The 18,074-nt window shown below is 33.5% G+C and carries 17 protein-coding genes; 16 read left to right on the top strand and 1 reads right to left on the bottom strand.

Going from position 1 to position 18,074, the window contains the following annotated elements:
- Positions 1-35 precede the first annotated feature (35 nt).
- From PQ463_RS00740 to PQ463_RS00665, 16 genes are all read left to right on the top strand, one after another.
- Positions 36-1,049 (top strand): AAA family ATPase, encoded by a 1,014-nt coding sequence (locus tag PQ463_RS00740; RefSeq protein ID WP_111377928.1) that lies wholly within the window; start codon positions 36-38, stop codon positions 1,047-1,049.
- Between the two features lie 199 nt (positions 1,050-1,248).
- The gene (locus PQ463_RS00735) at positions 1,249-1,860 is read left to right on the top strand and encodes a DUF3828 domain-containing protein (RefSeq protein WP_274255842.1); all 612 of its coding nucleotides are present in this window, start codon (positions 1,249-1,251) and stop codon (positions 1,858-1,860) included.
- Positions 1,861-1,883: 23 nt separating this feature from the next.
- Positions 1,884-3,215, top strand: coding sequence for a DUF58 domain-containing protein (locus PQ463_RS00730; RefSeq protein ID WP_274255841.1), 1,332 nt, complete (start codon positions 1,884-1,886; stop codon positions 3,213-3,215).
- Between the two features lie 111 nt (positions 3,216-3,326).
- Positions 3,327-4,262, top strand: coding sequence for a hypothetical protein (locus tag PQ463_RS00725; protein ID WP_274255840.1), 936 nt, complete (start codon positions 3,327-3,329; stop codon positions 4,260-4,262).
- 125 nt (positions 4,263-4,387) lie between these two features.
- On the top strand, positions 4,388-5,473 hold the full coding sequence (locus PQ463_RS00720; RefSeq protein ID WP_274255839.1) for an alkaline phosphatase family protein: 1,086 nt from the start codon (positions 4,388-4,390) through the stop codon (positions 5,471-5,473).
- A 275-nt stretch (positions 5,474-5,748) separates the two neighbouring features.
- Positions 5,749-6,537 (top strand): TrmH family RNA methyltransferase, encoded by a 789-nt coding sequence (locus PQ463_RS00715; protein ID WP_274255838.1) that lies wholly within the window; start codon positions 5,749-5,751, stop codon positions 6,535-6,537.
- Positions 6,538-6,798: 261 nt separating this feature from the next.
- Positions 6,799-9,018 carry a RelA/SpoT family protein gene (locus tag PQ463_RS00710; protein ID WP_274255837.1) on the top strand — a complete coding sequence of 740 codons (2,220 nt, stop codon included), beginning with the start codon at positions 6,799-6,801 and terminating at the stop codon, positions 9,016-9,018.
- 88 nt (positions 9,019-9,106) lie between these two features.
- Complete coding sequence (locus tag PQ463_RS00705; RefSeq protein ID WP_008462215.1) at positions 9,107-9,571, top strand: Fur family transcriptional regulator; 465 nt, start codon at positions 9,107-9,109, stop codon at positions 9,569-9,571.
- Positions 9,572-9,668: 97 nt separating this feature from the next.
- Entirely contained in the window at positions 9,669-10,940 is a 1,272-nt protein-coding gene (locus PQ463_RS00700; RefSeq protein WP_129747286.1) for an adenylosuccinate synthase, read from the top strand.
- 55 nt (positions 10,941-10,995) lie between these two features.
- Positions 10,996-11,580, top strand: a complete 585-nt coding sequence (locus PQ463_RS00695) for an NUDIX domain-containing protein (protein WP_274255836.1) — start codon at positions 10,996-10,998, stop codon at positions 11,578-11,580.
- Positions 11,581-11,618: 38 nt separating this feature from the next.
- Positions 11,619-12,083 (top strand): hypothetical protein, encoded by a 465-nt coding sequence (locus tag PQ463_RS00690; RefSeq protein WP_274255835.1) that lies wholly within the window; start codon positions 11,619-11,621, stop codon positions 12,081-12,083.
- Positions 12,084-12,171: 88 nt separating this feature from the next.
- Positions 12,172-13,056: a L,D-transpeptidase gene (locus PQ463_RS00685; protein WP_274255834.1), complete on the top strand. Its 885-nt coding sequence runs from the start codon at positions 12,172-12,174 to the stop codon at positions 13,054-13,056.
- Positions 13,057-13,365: 309 nt separating this feature from the next.
- Positions 13,366-13,956: a TetR/AcrR family transcriptional regulator gene (locus PQ463_RS00680; RefSeq protein ID WP_274255833.1), complete on the top strand. Its 591-nt coding sequence runs from the start codon at positions 13,366-13,368 to the stop codon at positions 13,954-13,956.
- Between the two features lie 131 nt (positions 13,957-14,087).
- Positions 14,088-15,230, top strand: coding sequence for an FAD-dependent oxidoreductase (locus PQ463_RS00675; protein ID WP_274255832.1), 1,143 nt, complete (start codon positions 14,088-14,090; stop codon positions 15,228-15,230).
- 29 nt (positions 15,231-15,259) lie between these two features.
- A complete protein-coding gene (locus PQ463_RS00670; protein ID WP_274255831.1) occupies positions 15,260-15,574 on the top strand; it encodes a helix-hairpin-helix domain-containing protein in 315 nt (104 codons plus the stop codon).
- Positions 15,575-15,626: 52 nt separating this feature from the next.
- Positions 15,627-16,463 (top strand): hypothetical protein, encoded by an 837-nt coding sequence (locus PQ463_RS00665; RefSeq protein ID WP_274255830.1) that lies wholly within the window; start codon positions 15,627-15,629, stop codon positions 16,461-16,463.
- A 54-nt stretch (positions 16,464-16,517) separates the two neighbouring features.
- Here the strand turns inward: PQ463_RS00665 and guaB are convergent, their stop codons facing one another.
- The gene (gene guaB / locus PQ463_RS00660) at positions 16,518-17,990 is read right to left on the bottom strand and encodes an IMP dehydrogenase (protein WP_274255829.1); all 1,473 of its coding nucleotides are present in this window, start codon (positions 17,988-17,990) and stop codon (positions 16,518-16,520) included.
- Positions 17,991-18,074 lie beyond the last annotated feature (84 nt).

Raw genomic sequence — 18,074 nt, 5'->3', positions numbered from 1 at the left:
ATCTGTGGCAAAAAAATAAAAAAACATACCAAATTATGGACGATATCAATACAACATCTAGCGAAATCACAAATGAAAATGTGAATTTTGAAACGAGAATTAATTTAGGACCTCTTTTAGATCACGTAAACACGATCAAAAAAGAGATTGAAACGGTAATCGTAGGACAGCACAAAATGGTAGATCAGCTTTTGGTTGCTATTTTGTCAAACGGTCACGTGCTTTTAGAAGGTGTTCCTGGAGTTGCCAAAACAATTACAGCAAAATTATTAGCTAAAACTTTAAATATCGGTTTCAGCAGAATTCAGTTTACGCCCGATTTAATGCCTTCTGATATTTTGGGAACTTCTATTTTTAATCTGAAAAACTCAGAATTTGAATTCAAAAAAGGGCCAATCTTTTCTAATCTGATTTTAATTGATGAAATCAACCGTGCTCCTGCAAAAACACAAGCTGCACTTTTTGAAGTAATGGAAGAACGCCAAATTACAATTGACGGTTCTGCTTATCAATTGGAAGCGCCATTTTTAGTAATTGCTACCCAAAACCCTGTTGAACAAGAAGGAACTTATCGTTTGCCAGAAGCGCAATTGGACCGTTTCCTTTTTAAAATCACGATTGATTATCCGAAATTGAATGAAGAGATTTTAATTATTCAGAGAGAACATTCGTTGCAAGACCACGGAAAACTCGACGCTATTAAAACTATTCTTTCTGCTGAAGAAATCAAAGAATATCAAGGTTTGGTAAAGCAAATCAGAGTAGAACAAAACTTATTGGAGTACATTGCTAGAATTGTGGTAAACACACGCGAAAATGCCTTTTTATATCTAGGTGCTTCGCCTCGTGCTTCAATCGCTATTTTGAATGCTTCGAAAGGTTTTGCTGCAATCCGCGGACGCGATTTCGTAACGCCAGAAGATATAAAAGAAGCTGCGATTCCAGTGTTACAGCACCGCGTCATCGTAGCGCCAGAACGTGAAATGGAAGGACTTACTAGTTCAGAAATTATTAAACAAATTATTGAAACAGTCGAAATCCCGAGGTAGTTATTAATTGTGAATTGTTAATGATAAATTGTTAATGGTGAATGGTGGACAAACTTGAAAGCGAAAACTTTGTACATCTCAATTGTCACCCTGAGCGAAGTCGAAGGGCACAACGGGCTTCGACTCCGCTCAGCCTAACAAAGAAGAGCAAACTTGAAACTTGAAACCTGAAACTTGAAACAATAAAAACTATAAAAAATTGAAACCGTCTAAACTTCTTATATCATTCTCTCTATTATTGTTGATTGCTTTTCAGTCATCAAATGCTGCGTTTTTTAAAAATAAAAAAGATTCTTTTTATTTCAAAAATGACAAACAGGAAATTGAAACTTTAGTAAAGAAACTTTACGAATGGGTAGAAACTAAAAATAGCAACAATGATTTCAATCCTCTTGCAAACAAAAAAGGAGACAAATACATTGGCCTAGATTTAAACTCACATAAAAAAAGACTGGAAGAACTGAAGAAAACCAATTTCTTTTCGCAGCAGTTTTTAGACAATTACAATAAAATCGCTTTACGAATAGATTCTAATCTTAAAACTAAAAAAATAGAATGGCTTGAAGGAGATTTGCCTCCTTTTGGAAGTGATTCTAATCCATGGTGCAATTGTCAAGACAATCCAGAAAATTTTTGGAAAACAATGACGATTAATCACTTGAAGATTGAAAACGATAAAGCTTCTTTTGATTGGACCTGGTCGTGGAAAGGCGATTTTAAATACAAAGTGAAAACCATCAAAGAAAACGGAGCTTGGAAAATAGCTTCTTTAGAAGGCTTTGATTTTAATGAGTTCACCAAAATTTATTAGAAAAAACATAAAACCGAGAAAACTTGAAATTCATAAAAAGTCTATATCTGAACAATTTCTTTTTCTATGTGCTCATTGGCATTATAGGATTGTTTATCTGCGCTTTCATTTTTCCGAATATGTACCACGCAGTCTGGCTGTTGGTTTTAGGTTTAGTTACTTTTTTAGGGCTTGATATTTTGCTTTTGTACTTGGCAAGAACTGGACTAGAAGCCGAAAGAATTACTCCCGAAAAATTATCAAATGGAGATTTAAATCCGATAAAGATTAATATAAAAAACCATTATACTTTCCCTGTTTCGGTTAAAATTATTGATGAAATTCCGTTTCAATTTCAAGTTCGCGATTTCAAAATCGTAAAAACAATAAAAGCGGCAACACAAAAAGAAATTGGCTATGATCTTCGTCCGACAGAACGTGGAGAATATCATTTCGGCTCTTTGAATATTTATGTTTCTTCGCCATTAAGATTGATTTCGAGAAGATTTACTTTTGATAAGGATCAAATGGTTCCAACATATCCTTCTTATATTCAATTAAGAAAATACGATTTGATTGCTTTTTCGAATAATTTATTTCAATACGGAATTAAAAAAATACGTCGCATTGGTCATACCATGGAGTTTGAACAGATTAAAGAATACGTTCAGGGCGACGATTTACGAACTTTAAACTGGAAAGCAACAGCCAAAAGAAATTCGCTGATGGTCAATCAGTTTCAGGACGAAAAATCGCAATCTGTTTATATGGCAATCGATAAAGGGCGAGTAATGCAAATGCCTTTTGACGGATTAAGTCTATTAGATTATGCAATTAATTCGGCTTTGGTTTTATCCAATGTCATTCTGAAAAAACAAGATAAAGCAGGACTTTTTTCTTTTTCTAAAAAAGTAGAAAACAGAGTTTTTGCCGAAAGAAGAGGATCGCAAATGCAGAAAATCCTCGAAACTTTATACAATGTAAAAACCGATTTCTTCGAAAGCGATTACAGCCGATTGTATGTTGACATTAAGAAAAACATTAATCAGAGAAGTCTAATAATTCTGTACACCAATTTTGAAACCATGGACGGTTTAAACCGTCAATTGCCTTATTTAAAAGGAATTGCCAAAAGCCATTTATTGGTTGTGGTTTTCTTTAGTAATACCGAATTAAATAGCATCATCAATAAAAAAACAACTACAATTCAGGAAGTTTATGACAAAGTAATTGCCGAAAAATTCATGTTTGAAAAACGATTAATTGTAAACGAATTGAAGAAATACGGAATCCATTCTGTTTTGACACAACCAGAAAATCTTACGCTTGACGCGATTAATAAATATTTGGAGATTAAGTCGAGAGGGATTCTATAAATTTATTTTTACCAATTTATAGTTGCATCACGTTATTGGGTAAAATTAGATAAATTAAATTAATTAGTTTTGAAGAAATCAGAACGATTAGTAATTTTAAATTGATTAAAAATGAGAAAAATATGCCTTATTCTATTTCTTTTATTAATTTATAAAACTCAAGCTCAAAAAAAAGAGACTATCACAATACCGAAAGGCATCGTTTACAATTATGCTGATACAAAAACGGTAGAAAAAGCAAAAAAACTAATCGCTGACAATCTATCTAACAATTCTGATTATAAATTATTACAAGACAATCTAGTTATTGGTCCTGTATTATGGAAAAGATTTAAAGACAATAAGAAAATACAAAATATCGAAGGAAGGAAAGTACAATTTCATGTTGATAATGAAATCTTAGACGGAAAATTGAGTCAGGATCTTAATGAATCAAAAATTATATGGGATGAGTTTAAAACCGAAGTTGCAAACGATTTTACAATAAGAAAAGCTACTCCTCAAGAGCTAATATATTATTGGTCGGTAATTTCCTTTGATATTGATGAACCTTTATTAATTGTGGAAACAAAAGAGCACAACTACATTTTGAATCTTTTAAAGAAAAATTTAAAATTAATGTGGTTAGACGAAGCCCCGAAATCAAACAAACCTAATGCAACTGTAGTCTATCAAAATGGGGAAATCGTTGATTCTGTTTCGAAAGGAGAAAAAGAAACGAAACTTGAACAAGTCATTTTTCTAAATTCTGATGCAGAATTAGTCGAAAATAGTTCATTTGAAGATCTCAAGTTAATCATTGAAAAAACAAATGTAATATTTGAAGAACTATTTAAAAACTCCCAAAAGGCAGGAAAAATAAGAGTTCAATTTGTACTAAAGGAAAAGAAAAACGAAATAGAATATGCCATTAAAGACGATTTGGATTTAGATATCATGAAAGTATTTGAACAAAGAGTTAATGCCGAAAGTTATCCAAACTCAAAAAAAGATCCGATTAAATTACAACTCTTATTTAAGGTTAACTCTTTTAATGAATTAGAATAAATGTATTTTTTATAATCTGTTAACTTATGGTTATTTTACAGATTGGATTTACTGTTATCTTTATTATTAAATTAGTTTTGAAAGAAAATAACAATCTGAATATAACAACTCAAAAACAGATAAAAATGAAAAAAACAATTCTAATTCTATTCGTTTTATTTGGCATTCAATCTCAAGCGCAAAAAACAGAAAACATCATTATCATTACTACTGATGGCTTTAGATGGCAGGAAGTTTTTAAAGGAATCGATCCAGCAATTGCCAATGATAAAAAGTTCAATCAAGGAGACAGCGCTTACATTTATAAAAAATATAGCGATGCTAATGTCAAAGAAGCTCGTAAAAAACTAATGCCTTTTTTCTGGTCTGAAATTGCTTCTAAAGGTCAGATTTACGGGAACCGAGATTTAGGAAATAAAGTTGATGTTGCCAATCCGTATTGGTTTAGTTATCCTGGCTATAGTGAAATCATGACTGGAAATGTAGATGTAAAAGTCAACTCAAACGGTTACAAAGCCAATCCAAACGTAAATGTTCTGGAATTTTTAAATAAACAGTCTAAGCTGAAAGGAAAAGTTGCCGCTTTTGGCGCATGGGATGCTTTCGACAGAATCTTAAATGAAGAAAGAAGCGGGTTTCCTGTAATTTCAGCTTTTGACAAAGTAGGCGGAAATAAACCAACAGCAGCTCAGAACTTATTAAATGAAATGCGTGACAATTCATATAAACCATTTCACATGGATGAATGTTTAGATGTTTTTACGCATTATCAAGCTTTAGACGAGCTAAAAAATAAAAAACCAAAAGCACTTTATATCGCTTATGGTGAAACTGACGAATGGGCACATCATGCACAATATCGTTCGTATCTGGATGCAGCCAATCAAGTCGATAAATGGATTCAGGAAATCTGGAATTTTGTTCAAAACGATCCGCAATACAAAAACAAAACAACGCTTTTCATAACCGTCGATCACGGACGTGGAGACAAAGTAAAAGCACAATGGACAGATCACGGCTCTGATATTCCGGGTGCTTCAGAAATTTGGTTTGCTGCAATGGGACCAGAAATTACTCCAAAAGGCGAAATCAAAACAGAATCACAATTCTACCAAAAACAATTTGCTCAAACATTAGCAAAATTAATGGGATATGATTTCAAAACCGATCATCCTGTTGAAACTGAGATTAAAGAAGTTTTTGAGAAATAGTTTTTTTAGCCACGAATTCCACGAATTTTCGCGAATTTCTATTTTTATTTTGCCACAGATTAAGGGATTAAAAATGATTTAATCTGTGAGAATCTCTTTAATCTGTGGCGAAAAATTATTACAATTCGTAAAATTTGTAAAAATGATTCACCCGTTCTCTGTCGCTCGGGTCGTGGCAAACAAACTTTACTATTATACCTACAAGGTTTTAAAAACCTTGCAGGAAGAAAAAAACTCAGTACCTTAGCGCCTTAGAATCTTAGTCGCTTAAAAAAATGAAACAAATTACTTCAGTTCAAAATCCGTTTATAAAATCTTTGGTTTTACTTCAAGAAAAAGCCAAAGCCAGAAAACAAACCGGAACGTTTTTGATTGAAGGACAACGCGAAATTTCATTAGCCATAAAAGGTGGTTACGAAATCGAAACGGTTTTATTCTTACCAGAATTAGTTTCAGAATCAGAAATCAATAAGCTGATTCAGAATCCGTTTCAGATTATCGAAATCAACAAAGAAGTTTATCAAAAACTGGCTTATCGAGATACAACGGAAGGAATTCTAGCCATAGCGAAAACCAAATCCTTAAAATTATCTGATTTAAAATTATCTGACAATCCTCTGATTTTAGTGGTAGAATCTTTAGAAAAACCAGGAAATATCGGTGCTGTTTTACGCACTGCAGATGCAGCAAATCTAGACGCAGTTTTAATCGCCAATCCAAAAAGCGATTTATACAATCCGAATATTGTCCGTTCAAGCGTTGGATGTCTTTTTACCAACCAAATCGCAACTGGAACATCAGAAGAAATTATTGCTTTTTTGAAAGAAAAAAAGATCAATTTCTACAGCGCCACTTTACAAAATTCGACTTCATATCATACACAAAACTTTACTACTCCAACTGCTTTGGTTGTCGGCACAGAAGCAACGGGCTTAACTCAGCAATGGCGAGATGAAGCAACTCAAAACATCATTATCCCAATGCAAGGAGAAATCGACAGCATGAACGTTTCTGTTGCTGCTGCAATTCTAATTTTTGAAGCAAAAAGACAGAGGGGGTTCTGATTTTAGATTTTAGATTTTAGATTTTAGATTTTAGATTTTAGATTTTAGATTTTAGATTTTAGATTTTAGATTTTAGATTTTAGATTTTAGATTTTAGATTTTCTAAAGTCGCTTTGCTCCTTTGGAATTTGGGATTTGGAATTTAAAAAAATTGGAATTTATTCCTTCAAAAATCCAAAATCTACACTCTAAAATCTACAATCATATGGCCTTGCGTATGTTCAAACTAATTCTTATTTTTAGTACTTGAACTATGCCGTTATGACAGAAATAGATATAGAAAAAGAAAACAAAGCTATTGCGCAGGAATACAAGGAATTACTTCGAATAAGTTATCAAACTTTAAGCCCTACTGACAAGAAATTAATTAGAAAAGCTTTTGATGTTGCCGTTGATGCTCATAAAGATCAGAGACGTAAATCGGGCGAAGCTTATATCTTTCATCCTATTGCAGTTGCAAAAATTGTTGCCTCAGAAATTGGTCTGGGCGCGACCTCTATCGCTGCGGCTTTAATGCACGATGTTGTAGAGGATACACCAATGACTGTAGAAGATATTGAGCGTTTATTCAATCCGAAAGTGGCGCAGCTAGTTGAGGGTCTTACTAAAATATCTTTAGTTCAAAAAGATTTAAATGCCTCAATGCAGGCTGAGAATTTCAGAAAAATGATTCTGACACTGAATGATGATGTTCGTGTGATTTTAATTAAGCTTGCCGATCGTCTTCATAATATGCAAACAATGGATTCGATGGCGGAATACAAACAAACCAAAATCGCATCTGAAACTTTATACATTTATGCTCCCCTAGCTCATCGCTTAGGACTTTATAACATTAAAACCAAACTTGAGGATTTAGGACTAAAATATACCGAACCGGCAGTTTATGAGGATATCGTAAGTAAGATTCGTGAAACTAAAGAACAGCAAGACGCCTATATCAAAGATATTTCGGATGTTCTAAAAAAATCTTTAGACAATGAAGGTGTAGATTATATTATTAAGGGGCGTCCAAAATCTATCTATTCTATTCGTCGAAAAATGCGCGCTCAAAACGTAACCTTTGATGAAGTTTATGACAAGTTCGCGCTTAGAATTGTATATAAAGCTGATGCGCACGAAGAAAAATTTATTGCCTGGAAAATATATTCCATCGTAACAGATCATTACAGACCGAGCCCGAGCCGTTTGCGTGATTGGATTTCATCTCCAAAATCAACTGGTTATGAAGCCCTTCACATTACCGTAATGGGACCAAAAGGACGCTGGGTCGAAGTTCAGGTTCGAAGCGAACGTATGGATGAAATTGCCGAAAAAGGTTACGCAGCGCATTACAAATATAAAAACGGCGCGACAGAAGAAAGCGGTCTGGATACTTGGCTGAATCTTCTTCGTGAAGCCCTTGAAAATCCAGAAACGAATGCGGTTGATTTTGTGGAAGATTTTAAAATGAATTTATATTCTAAAGAAATCTTCGTCTTTACTCCAAAAGGAGAAATCAAATCGTTACCAAAAGGCGCTACTTCTCTTGATTTTGCTTTCAGCATCCACTCTGAAATCGGAATTAAAACTCGCGGAACTCGTGTAAACGGACGTCTAGTGCCCTTGAATTACGAACTAAAAAGCGGTGATCAAGTTGAAGTAATTACTTCTCCAAACCAGAAACCAACTGTAAACTGGTTAGAATACGTAACGACTTCGAGAGCTAAAAATAAAATTAAAAACGTTCTTAACGAGAACACTAAAAAAATTGCAGAAGAAGGAAAAGAATTACTTGTTAGAAAATTAAAACACCTAAAAGTTACATTCAACGAACAAGTAACAAACGAGTTAGTTAATTTCTTCAAATTAAAAACAAGTTTAGATTTATTTTATAGAGTCGGAATTGGTGCGATCGAAAATCAGCAATTAAAAGATTATGCGGCACAGAAAAGCAATTCGTTTATCAATTTCTTCAAAAATAAAATCAAACGAACAAAAGACACTGCAGACGAGGATATTCACAAACCAGTCATCAGCAGCAATTATGACATGCTGGTTTTTGGAACCGAACATGACAAGTTAGATTATAAACTTTCACAATGCTGTAACCCAATTCCTGGTGATGATGTTTTTGGTTTTGTTACCATTAATGAAGGAATAAAAGTGCATAAAAAAGATTGTCCAAACGCTATTGGAATGCAGTCTAATTATGCTTACAGAATTATGAGTGCCAAATGGATTGACTCTTCTCAAGAAGAATTCAAAGCCATTATCAATATTACAGGAATGGATGTTTTAGGACTTACCAACCAGCTGACAAAGGTAATTTCAAACAATATGAGTGTAAACATTCAGAGTATTTCGCTAAGTACGGATGCTGGAATTTTCCATGGACAAGTTGCTGTAATTGTGAAAAACAATACGATTTTGAAAAAAATGATTAGCGCAATTAAGAAAATTGACGGAGTCGATAAGGTTACTCGAGAGTACAGAACCTAACTTTTTAGGGAAACTATAAGAATTTTGTAACGAAACTTTAAACCCGAAACTTTTATTCATTAAAAATAAAAAATTATCTTTGCCGGATATGACACTTATTTCAACTGACAACACTAAGAATCAAGAAATTGTAAAAAATGTTTTTACACTATATCTTGAACAAAAAGGGCATCGCAAAACTCCTGAGCGTTATGCTATACTTCAGGAAATTTACGATAGCGAGGAGCATTTTGATATAGAAAACCTTTATATCAAGATGAAAAACAAGAACTATCGTGTGAGTAGAGCTACTTTATACAACACGATCGAGTTATTGTTAGACTGCGCTTTGGTTAGAAAACATCAATTTGGACAAAATCAGGCTTACTACGAAAAATCATATTTTGATAAACAGCATGATCACATCATTATGACGGATTCGGGAGAAGTAATTGAATTTTGTGATCCAAGAATTCAAACTATCAAAAAGACTATCGAAGAAATTTTTGATATTGAAATCACTAATCATTCGCTTTATTTCTACGGAAACAAAAAGCAAAATTCAAATTCATAGTCTATTCAATTAGACTTTTTCAAAAAAAATAAAAAAAGAAAATTAACTACATAATCAGTAGGACGACTTAGATTGTCCCAACGCAAATTAAAACAGAATGACCGTAGATTTATTACTAGGATTACAATGGGGAGATGAAGGTAAAGGAAAAATTGTTGACGTACTTACCTCAAATTATGATATTATTGCACGTTTCCAAGGAGGACCAAATGCAGGACATACATTAGAATTTGACGGAATTAAACACGTACTTAGAACTATCCCTTCTGGAATTTTTCATAAAAACTCAGTAAATGTTATCGGAAATGGTGTTGTAATTGATCCTGTAGTTTTTCAAAAAGAAATTGAAGGTTTAGAAAAATTCAACCTTGATATCAAAAGTAAATTAATCATTTCTAGAAAAGCACATTTAATTTTACCAACTCACCGTTTATTAGATGCGGCTTCTGAAGCTTCTAAAGGTAAAGCTAAAATTGGTTCTACTCTTAAAGGAATTGGGCCAACTTACATGGATAAAACAGGTAGAAATGGTTTACGTGTTGGAGACATCGAATTAGAAGATTTTAAAGAGCGTTACAGAGCTTTGGCGGACAAACACGAAGCTATGATTGCTTTCTACGATGTTAATATTCAATACAACTTAGCTGAATTAGAAAAAGAATTCTTTGAAGCTATTGAAGAATTAAAGAAATTAGATTTCATTGACAGTGAAGAATACATGCACCAAGCTCAAAAAGCTGGAAAATCTATTCTTTGCGAAGGTGCTCAAGGATCTTTATTAGATGTTGATTTCGGAACTTATCCTTTCGTTACTTCATCAAATACTACTGCTGCTGGAGCTTGTACAGGTTTAGGAATTGCTCCTAACAAAATCAAAGAGGTTTACGGAATTTTCAAAGCTTACGTTACACGTGTTGGTAGCGGACCTTTCCCAACTGAACTTTTTGACGAAGTTGGTGCTACAATGGCAAAAGTAGGGAACGAATTTGGTTCTGTAACAGGAAGACAAAGACGTTGCGGATGGTTAGACCTTGTTGCTTTAAAATATGCAGTTCAAGTTAACGGAGTTACTCAGTTAATGATGATGAAAGGTGATGTACTTTCTGGTTTTGAAACTTTAAAAGTTTGTACAGAGTACAACTATAAAGGACAAAACATTTCTCACTTCCCTTATAACATTGAACCAGAAAATGTTACTCCAGTTTACAAAGAGTTCAAAGGATGGAAACAAGATTTAACTGGATTGACAACTTACGATCAATTGCCAATTGAGCTAAAAGAATATATTGAGTTTATTGAAAAAGAAATCGAAGTGCCAATCAAAATTGTATCGGTTGGACCAGATAGAAAGCAAACAATAACAAAATAATACATTTTAAACGCTCTGATTTTCAGAGCGTTTTTTTTGACTATTTACTACTGACATGAGAAAAAATCCTGAAATTGAGATTACAGAGACCAAGTTATTATCAGACAATTGGTATATCTTAAACAAAGTTACTTTTAACTACACAAAAGAAAACGAAAAAGTAGAATCACATATTCGTGAAGTTTACGACCGCGGAAATGGTGCAGGAATATTGCTATATAATACGGCAAAAAAAACAGTTATCCTGACACGACAATTTCGTTTACCAACCTATCTTAACGGAAATAAAACCGGAATGATGATTGAGGTTTGCGCGGGGCTTTTAGATAAAGACAATGCAGAACAAGCTATTATTCGCGAAACTGAAGAAGAAACAGGATATCGTTTAACAAAAGTTCAAAAAGTAATCGAAACCTATATGTCTCCAGGATCTGTTACAGAGATTTTGTATTTATTTGTTGGCGAATATGATGAAAGTATGAAAGTAAGCTCTGGTGGCGGACTTGACGCAGAACAAGAAAACATCGAAGTTTTAGAATATACTTTTGATGAAGCTTACTCTATGATTGAATCTGGAGAAATTACTGATGCTAAAACTATTATGCTTTTGCAGCATGCAAAAATTAAAGGACTAATTTAAAATCGTAAACTACATACTCTTTAAATTTAATAAAAAAATTGGCAAACAAATTTTCTTACACTATAACGATTAGTAACAATAAATCCGAAAATGAAGCTCTGGAATTATTAGTTAAATCTGATGTTAACTTTATTAAACCAGATAAGGATAGCAGAAAGAAAATACTTGATTTACTTGACATAGATAAAAAATACTCAAGAGCATTTGACTTAGTTTTAATTCCTGGTCATACTAATCTCGAAAAAATTATTGAGATAGAAGATATAAGTAACATTATTTTGATCGAATTAAAAACTACAAAGAAAAAATTAGTCAATTTACCTTACGGTTTTTTCTTTGGAGCAACTGAAAGCGAATTTGCTTTAGCAACACAACTTGGCAACCAATATAAATTTTGTTTTATTTCTTTACATAATGAATCATCAAATTATGTTTTACTAACACTTGAAGAATTAAATAAAATAATTAAAACGAAAAGAATCCAGTACCAGATAAATTTATAATTAATGTAAATCCCGAAACCAATTCAAAAAATTATGTAACTCTTTTTGGCTATCAGATTTATAACTTTGTATTCATAAAAATGCACCCATGAAAAAGTTATATTACACAGCAAACGCCACACTAATCTTGATGTTAGTCTTATTAGGTTCTTGCAAAAAAACCGATACTATAACATTGACTGAAAATAAAAAAGAGAAAAAAAAGGTTATTGAATACAAAAAACCTGAAACAGTTTCTTACAAAATAACAAATACAAAAGAATGGCTAAAGCTTAATGAAGCTGACAGCTCTAAAATGGATGTTGTTTATGCTTTAAACCGAACAGATAAAGCTAATTTTAAGAAATTAGATTCTATTGTAATTCCAGCAGATTTTAGCGGAGATTTGGTCTATTATCTTCCGTTTCCGCTTCATGTTTCGGCTCTAGAAGAAGTTTCAAAAATTATTCTCTTTTCTTATCCAACCCAAACTTTTGCTGCTTACGAAAATGGTGAATTGGTTCGTACCGGTCCTACCAATATGGGAAGAAAAAAAGATCCTACTCCTACTGGATTGTTTTTCACCAATTGGAAAGCCGAACAAACCACAAGCACTTTTAATGACGAATGGGATTTAAAATGGAACTTTAACATTGAAAATAAACTGGGAGTTGGTTTTCACGAATATGCTTTACCTGGTTATCCAGCCTCACATTCTTGCTTACGCCTATTAGAAAAAGACGCTAAATATCTCTATAAATTTGCCGACGAATGGATTTTAAAAGACAGAGAAAATGTAAAAGTAAAAGGTACGCCTGTGGTAGTTTTTGGAAGTTATAATTTTGATGGCCCAAAACCGTGGCTACAATTGGCATCAGATCCAGAAGCTTTAAACATCTCTGAAGGCGATATTGAAAACACAGTAACGCCGTACTTAAAAGAAATCTTAGAAAATCAGAACCTAAGAGAAGCCGAGCCAACAAAAACTCTGTAAAAATATATTCTAAATACATAATCAGCTGAAATGATACAATATCGTTTCAGCTTTTTTTTTGTTTGCTTTTAAGCTTAAAATTTGGCTAAAGCCCTTCTCTTTGTCCTTTTTTCAACCTCCAGCTAAAGCTGGAGGTAATCCATTTCCAAACCTTAAAAACCTTTGTCTCTTTGAACCTTTGAACCTAAAAAACCCAACACCTCAAAACCTCAGCATCTTAGAATCTCAGCATCTTAGAATCTCAAAAAAAAAAAAATAAGCGATCGTTCATTTATTATTCATATCTTTGTACCGTAATTAATTAAAATTATGAGAACAAGAGATATCAATAAAGAAGAAATTGTAAAGCAGAAAGCAATAGAAATGATTGTCACGCAAGGCGTAGAAGGTTTTGGAATGAATCGTTTGGCTAAAGAATGCGGCATTTCTGTTGCGACACTTTACATCTATTATTCAGACAAGGAAGATTTGATTCGTAAAATCGGAATTGAAATTGGCCAGAACTTCTTTGAAAAGATGTTTGACGGTTTCTCTACAGATATGTCTTTTAGAGACGGATTACGAAATCAATGGGAAAACCGTATTTATTTTAATCAAAATTTTACACTACAGGCAACCTGTTTTGAACTTTTAAGACATTCTACTCATGGTGATGCAATCATACAAGAAGTAACAGGAAAGTACAAACAAATGATGACCGAATTTATGGTTTCGGCAATTGAAAGAAAAGAACTTATTTCTGTTCCTTATGAAGTATTTTGGAGTATTGCTTACGGCTCGCTTTATTCTCTTTTAGAATTTCATAGAGATGGAAAATCCATGTCTGGAAAATCTTTTGTTCTCAATGAGGAGATTAAAACTAACGCTTTTAATCTGGTTTTAAAGGCGCTTACTCCATAAATAAATCCGAAATTCCAAATTCCAAATTCTAAATTCTAAATTCTAAATTCTAAATTCTAAATTCTAAATTCTAAATACTTTATCACTCTGTGTTAAGTCACAGAACAATTACAATATTAATTTCAATAAAAATGAAAACTTCAATTATAGAAAATAAAAAAATAGCCATTATTGGTGGTGGTCCAGTCGGATTAACAACGGCAAGAATTTTACAAATTAATGGTGCCGATGTTACGGTTTACGAAAGAGACATTGATGCTCAAGCCAGAACATCGGGCGGAACTTTGGATATTCACTCCGATTCTGGTCAATATGCAATTCAGAAAGCAGGTTTAATGAATGAATTCTACAAATATGCAAGACCAACTGGAGAAAAAATGGCCGATATAGATGGAAACATAACTTCTGATGAAATGCCAGACGAAACCAATGCTTTTTCACGTCCAGAAATTGACAGAAACGATCTTAGAAAAATTATGCTGGATAATCTTGAAGAAGGCACTGTTGTTTGGGACAGTCAATTGGTCAATCTTGAAAAAACAGAGAACCAATATATTTTAGAATTCAAAAACGGCACAAAAACAATCGCAGATTTTGTTATTGTAGCAAATGGAGGAAGATCAAACGCTAGAAAATTTGTAAGCGATCAAGAACCCCAGCTTTCTGGAACATATATCATTCAAGGAGAAATTACAAATCCAGATCAAGATTATCCCGAATTTAAGCCTAAATACGGAAACGGAAATGTCATGGCAATGGGCGAACATAAAATGTTTTACACACATACCATGCGCGACGGTTCTGTACATTTTGGTGTTTCTTTTAAAGCGGATGAAAACTGGATTTCAAACCACGGAATTGATTTTGAAGATGATCAATCTGTTATTTCCTTTTTGAACGAAACTTTTAAAAATTGGACAGATGATTATAAAAAATTCTTTGCTGCATCAACTGAATTTTCTGGTTTGCCATTGCGTTTATTTTCTTTAGAAGAATCTTGGAAAGAACATTCAAACATTACACTTGTTGGTGATGCAGCTCACTTAATGCCTCCATTTGCTGGCGAAGGTGTAAATATGGGTTTATTTTATGCTTTCCATTTGACCGAGAATTTAACCAACGGAAAATTTGAAACAATTGACGAAGCAATTGCTGATTATGAAAAGAAAATGTTTGGTTACGCCTTAGAAGCACAACGCATGACAAAGAAAATGGAAGATTTACTGCATTCTGATATTGTTACGGAAGATATTCTGAACAGCCGATACGAATAAGAATAAATAAATTTCATAGCTTTATAGTTATGAGCGATATTTCAAAAAATAAGAGAACTTGTAAAAAAGGGCATCACTATTTTAAAACCAGTGATTGTCCTACTTGCCCTATTTGTGAAGCGGAACGAAAACCAAATTCCGGACTTTTATCCGTTTTATCTGCGCCGGCAAGAAGAGCTTTGGAAAGTAAGGACATTAAAACTGCGGAAGATTTATCTCAATTTACTCAAAAAGAAATTATGTCTTTGCATGGAATAGGCCCAAGCAGTCTGCCAAAACTCTTGGAAGAATTAAGAAAGAATAAACTTACTTTTAAAGAAAACCATTCTAACTGTATAAAATAGTTTTTATTTCTTACTTTCGTTCTCTAAGCGAAAAAAGCGCTTTGAATTACCTATGAAAAAACTATATTTATTTCTTTTTGCTTCCGTTACATTTTTAAATTACGGTCAGTCCAATCAAACTTTAGATTTTAAAATACGGTTCTCACCTCAAACTGTTTACAATCAAACAATGACAAATTCAGCTTCATACGAACTTACTTATGAAGGATCTGAAGATTTTCTCAATACATTAAAATCTACTGGCGTAAAAAACCCGACAATAACTAATTCTACTATCGACATGGAGTCAGTTTTTAAAACTGGCAAAACAAATGCAGAAGGAAATTTTCCTGTTGTAATTGAATATATAAAATCTTTAGACAACAAAGGAAATACTATAATCCCGAATGGCACTTTAATCTACGGGAAAGGATCAATTTCTGCATTGCCAAAATTGGATTCTATTGTTGCAAAAGATCTTGATGAAGCATCTAAAAACACTATTTTTGAAATCGTAAAAAGCTCTTTTTCCCAACTTGCATTACCAGAAAAAAAATTAAAAGTTGGCGAAGCATTTTCTCAGGAAAGCCCTCTTACAATTCCAATTGGAGCACTTAACATTGATATGTCAATCACAACTATTTACAAACTAACAAATATCGTTGACAAAAATGCTTATTTTGACATCAATCAGGTTTATACGGCAAATGTTTCATCAGAAAACTTAAACAACATTATTGTCTCAGGAACCGGAACCGGAAAAATGACATACGACATTCCTAATTATTTTGCGAGCGAAAGCGCCATAGATATGAAGCTTATGTTTGACTTGAAACAAGATGAATTTGGCATTAAATTAAACTCTGCCACAAGCATAAAGCAAACTGCCAGAATTAGTAAAATCAAATAAAAAAAGGCGTAAGATTTAAATCTTATGCCTTTTGTTTTATATAAAGACTAAAAATTATCTAGAATAATTTGGAGCTTCTTTTGTAATTGTTACGTTATGCGGATGACTTTCAGTGATTCCGCTTGAAGTGATTCTCACGAAACGTCCTGTTTCTTGTAAAGTAGGAATATCTTTTGAACCACAGTATCCCATACCTGCACGAAGTCCTCCAATAAACTGAAGCATACTTTCGTTTAATTCTCCCTTGTAAGGAACACGTCCAACGATTCCTTCTGGAACTAATTTTTTAACGTCGTCTTCAACATCTTGGAAATAACGGTCTTTTGATCCTGTCTGCATTGCTTCAACAGATCCCATTCCGCGGTAAGATTTGAATTTTCTTCCTTCAAAAATAATAGTTTCTCCTGGAGATTCTTTTGTTCCTGCTAATAATGAACCTAACATTACGCAGTCGGCACCTGCAGCGATAGCTTTAGGAATATCTCCTGTATAACGAATTCCACCATCTGCAATTACTGGAACTCCAGTTCCTTTAATAGCCGCAGCCACTTCTAAAACCGCTGAGAATTGAGGGAAACCAACACCCGCAACGATACGAGTAGTACAGATAGAACCAGGTCCGATTCCAACTTTTACTCCGTCTGCTCCGTTTTCTACTAAATATTTAGCCGCTTCTGGAGTAGCAATGTTTCCAACCACTACGTCTATTTGAGGGAATTTTGATTTTACTTCTTTTAATACATTCACCACACCTTCTGTATGTCCGTGAGCTGTATCAATAATAATGGCGTCTACCCCTGCAGCAACCAAAGCTTCAGCTCTTTGAACTGCATCTCCAGTAACTCCAATTGCAGCAGCAACTCTTAAACGACCAAAAGAATCTTTGTTTGCGATTGGTTTTTGAGTCAGTTTTGTAATATCTCTGAAAGTGATTAAACCAACTAATTCATTTTTATCGTTTACAACTGGTAATTTTTCGATTTTATGACCTTGTAAAACTACTTCTGCCTGTTCTAAAGATGTTCCTTCAGAAACTGTTACTAAGTTTTGGCTTGTCATAACCTCTACGATTGGTCTTGCACCATTTTTCTCGAAACGTAAGTCACGATTGGTTACAATTCCTTTTAAGATTTTGTTTTCGTCAACGATTGGAATACCACCGATTCCAAATTCTTTCATTGCATTTTTTGCGTCTGCAATAGTAGAGTTCATTGGTAATGTTACCGGATCGATAATCATTCCCGCTTCAGCACGCTTTACTTTTCGAACTTTTCCTGCTTGTTGTTCGATAGTCATATTTTTATGTAAAACACCAATTCCGCCTTCTTGTGCCATAGCGATTGCCATTGCACTTTCTGTAACTGTATCCATAGCAGCAGATACAATCGGAACGTTTAATGTAATGTTTCTTGAGAATTTCGATTTGATACTCACTTCGCGGGGAAGCACATTCGAGTAGTTAGGTACTAATAATACATCGTCGTAAGTCAAACCTTCGCCGATAATCTTGGAGTTGTGTGCTATCATGTTGCAATTTCTAGTTGAATTGCGTGCAAATATAGTGAATAAATTGCTAACTTGAATACTAACTTATTCATAAATTTGTATTTA

The sequence above is a fragment of the Flavobacterium sp. KACC 22763 genome (assembly GCF_028736155.1).
Taxonomy (GTDB): Bacteria; Bacteroidota; Bacteroidia; order Flavobacteriales; family Flavobacteriaceae; genus Flavobacterium.
This window is presented reverse-complemented; position numbering and strand designations above follow the sequence as displayed.

Coding starts and splice junctions, on each gene's coding strand:
- PQ463_RS00740 (WP_111377928.1), top strand. CDS start 36: ATGGACGATATCAATACAACATCTAGCGAAATCACAAATGAAAATGTG.
- PQ463_RS00695 (WP_274255836.1), top strand. CDS start 10,996: ATGAGAAAAAATCCTGAAATTGAGATTACAGAGACCAAGTTATTATCA.
- PQ463_RS00720 (WP_274255839.1), top strand. CDS start 4,388: ATGAAAAAAACAATTCTAATTCTATTCGTTTTATTTGGCATTCAATCT.
- PQ463_RS00670 (WP_274255831.1), top strand. CDS start 15,260: ATGAGCGATATTTCAAAAAATAAGAGAACTTGTAAAAAAGGGCATCAC.
- PQ463_RS00725 (WP_274255840.1), top strand. CDS start 3,327: ATGAGAAAAATATGCCTTATTCTATTTCTTTTATTAATTTATAAAACT.
- PQ463_RS00700 (WP_129747286.1), top strand. CDS start 9,669: ATGACCGTAGATTTATTACTAGGATTACAATGGGGAGATGAAGGTAAA.
- PQ463_RS00665 (WP_274255830.1), top strand. CDS start 15,627: ATGAAAAAACTATATTTATTTCTTTTTGCTTCCGTTACATTTTTAAAT.
- PQ463_RS00685 (WP_274255834.1), top strand. CDS start 12,172: ATGAAAAAGTTATATTACACAGCAAACGCCACACTAATCTTGATGTTA.
- guaB (WP_274255829.1), bottom strand. CDS start 17,990: ATGATAGCACACAACTCCAAGATTATCGGCGAAGGTTTGACTTACGAC.
- PQ463_RS00680 (WP_274255833.1), top strand. CDS start 13,366: ATGAGAACAAGAGATATCAATAAAGAAGAAATTGTAAAGCAGAAAGCA.
- PQ463_RS00675 (WP_274255832.1), top strand. CDS start 14,088: ATGAAAACTTCAATTATAGAAAATAAAAAAATAGCCATTATTGGTGGT.
- PQ463_RS00705 (WP_008462215.1), top strand. CDS start 9,107: ATGACACTTATTTCAACTGACAACACTAAGAATCAAGAAATTGTAAAA.
- PQ463_RS00710 (WP_274255837.1), top strand. CDS start 6,799: ATGACAGAAATAGATATAGAAAAAGAAAACAAAGCTATTGCGCAGGAA.
- PQ463_RS00715 (WP_274255838.1), top strand. CDS start 5,749: ATGAAACAAATTACTTCAGTTCAAAATCCGTTTATAAAATCTTTGGTT.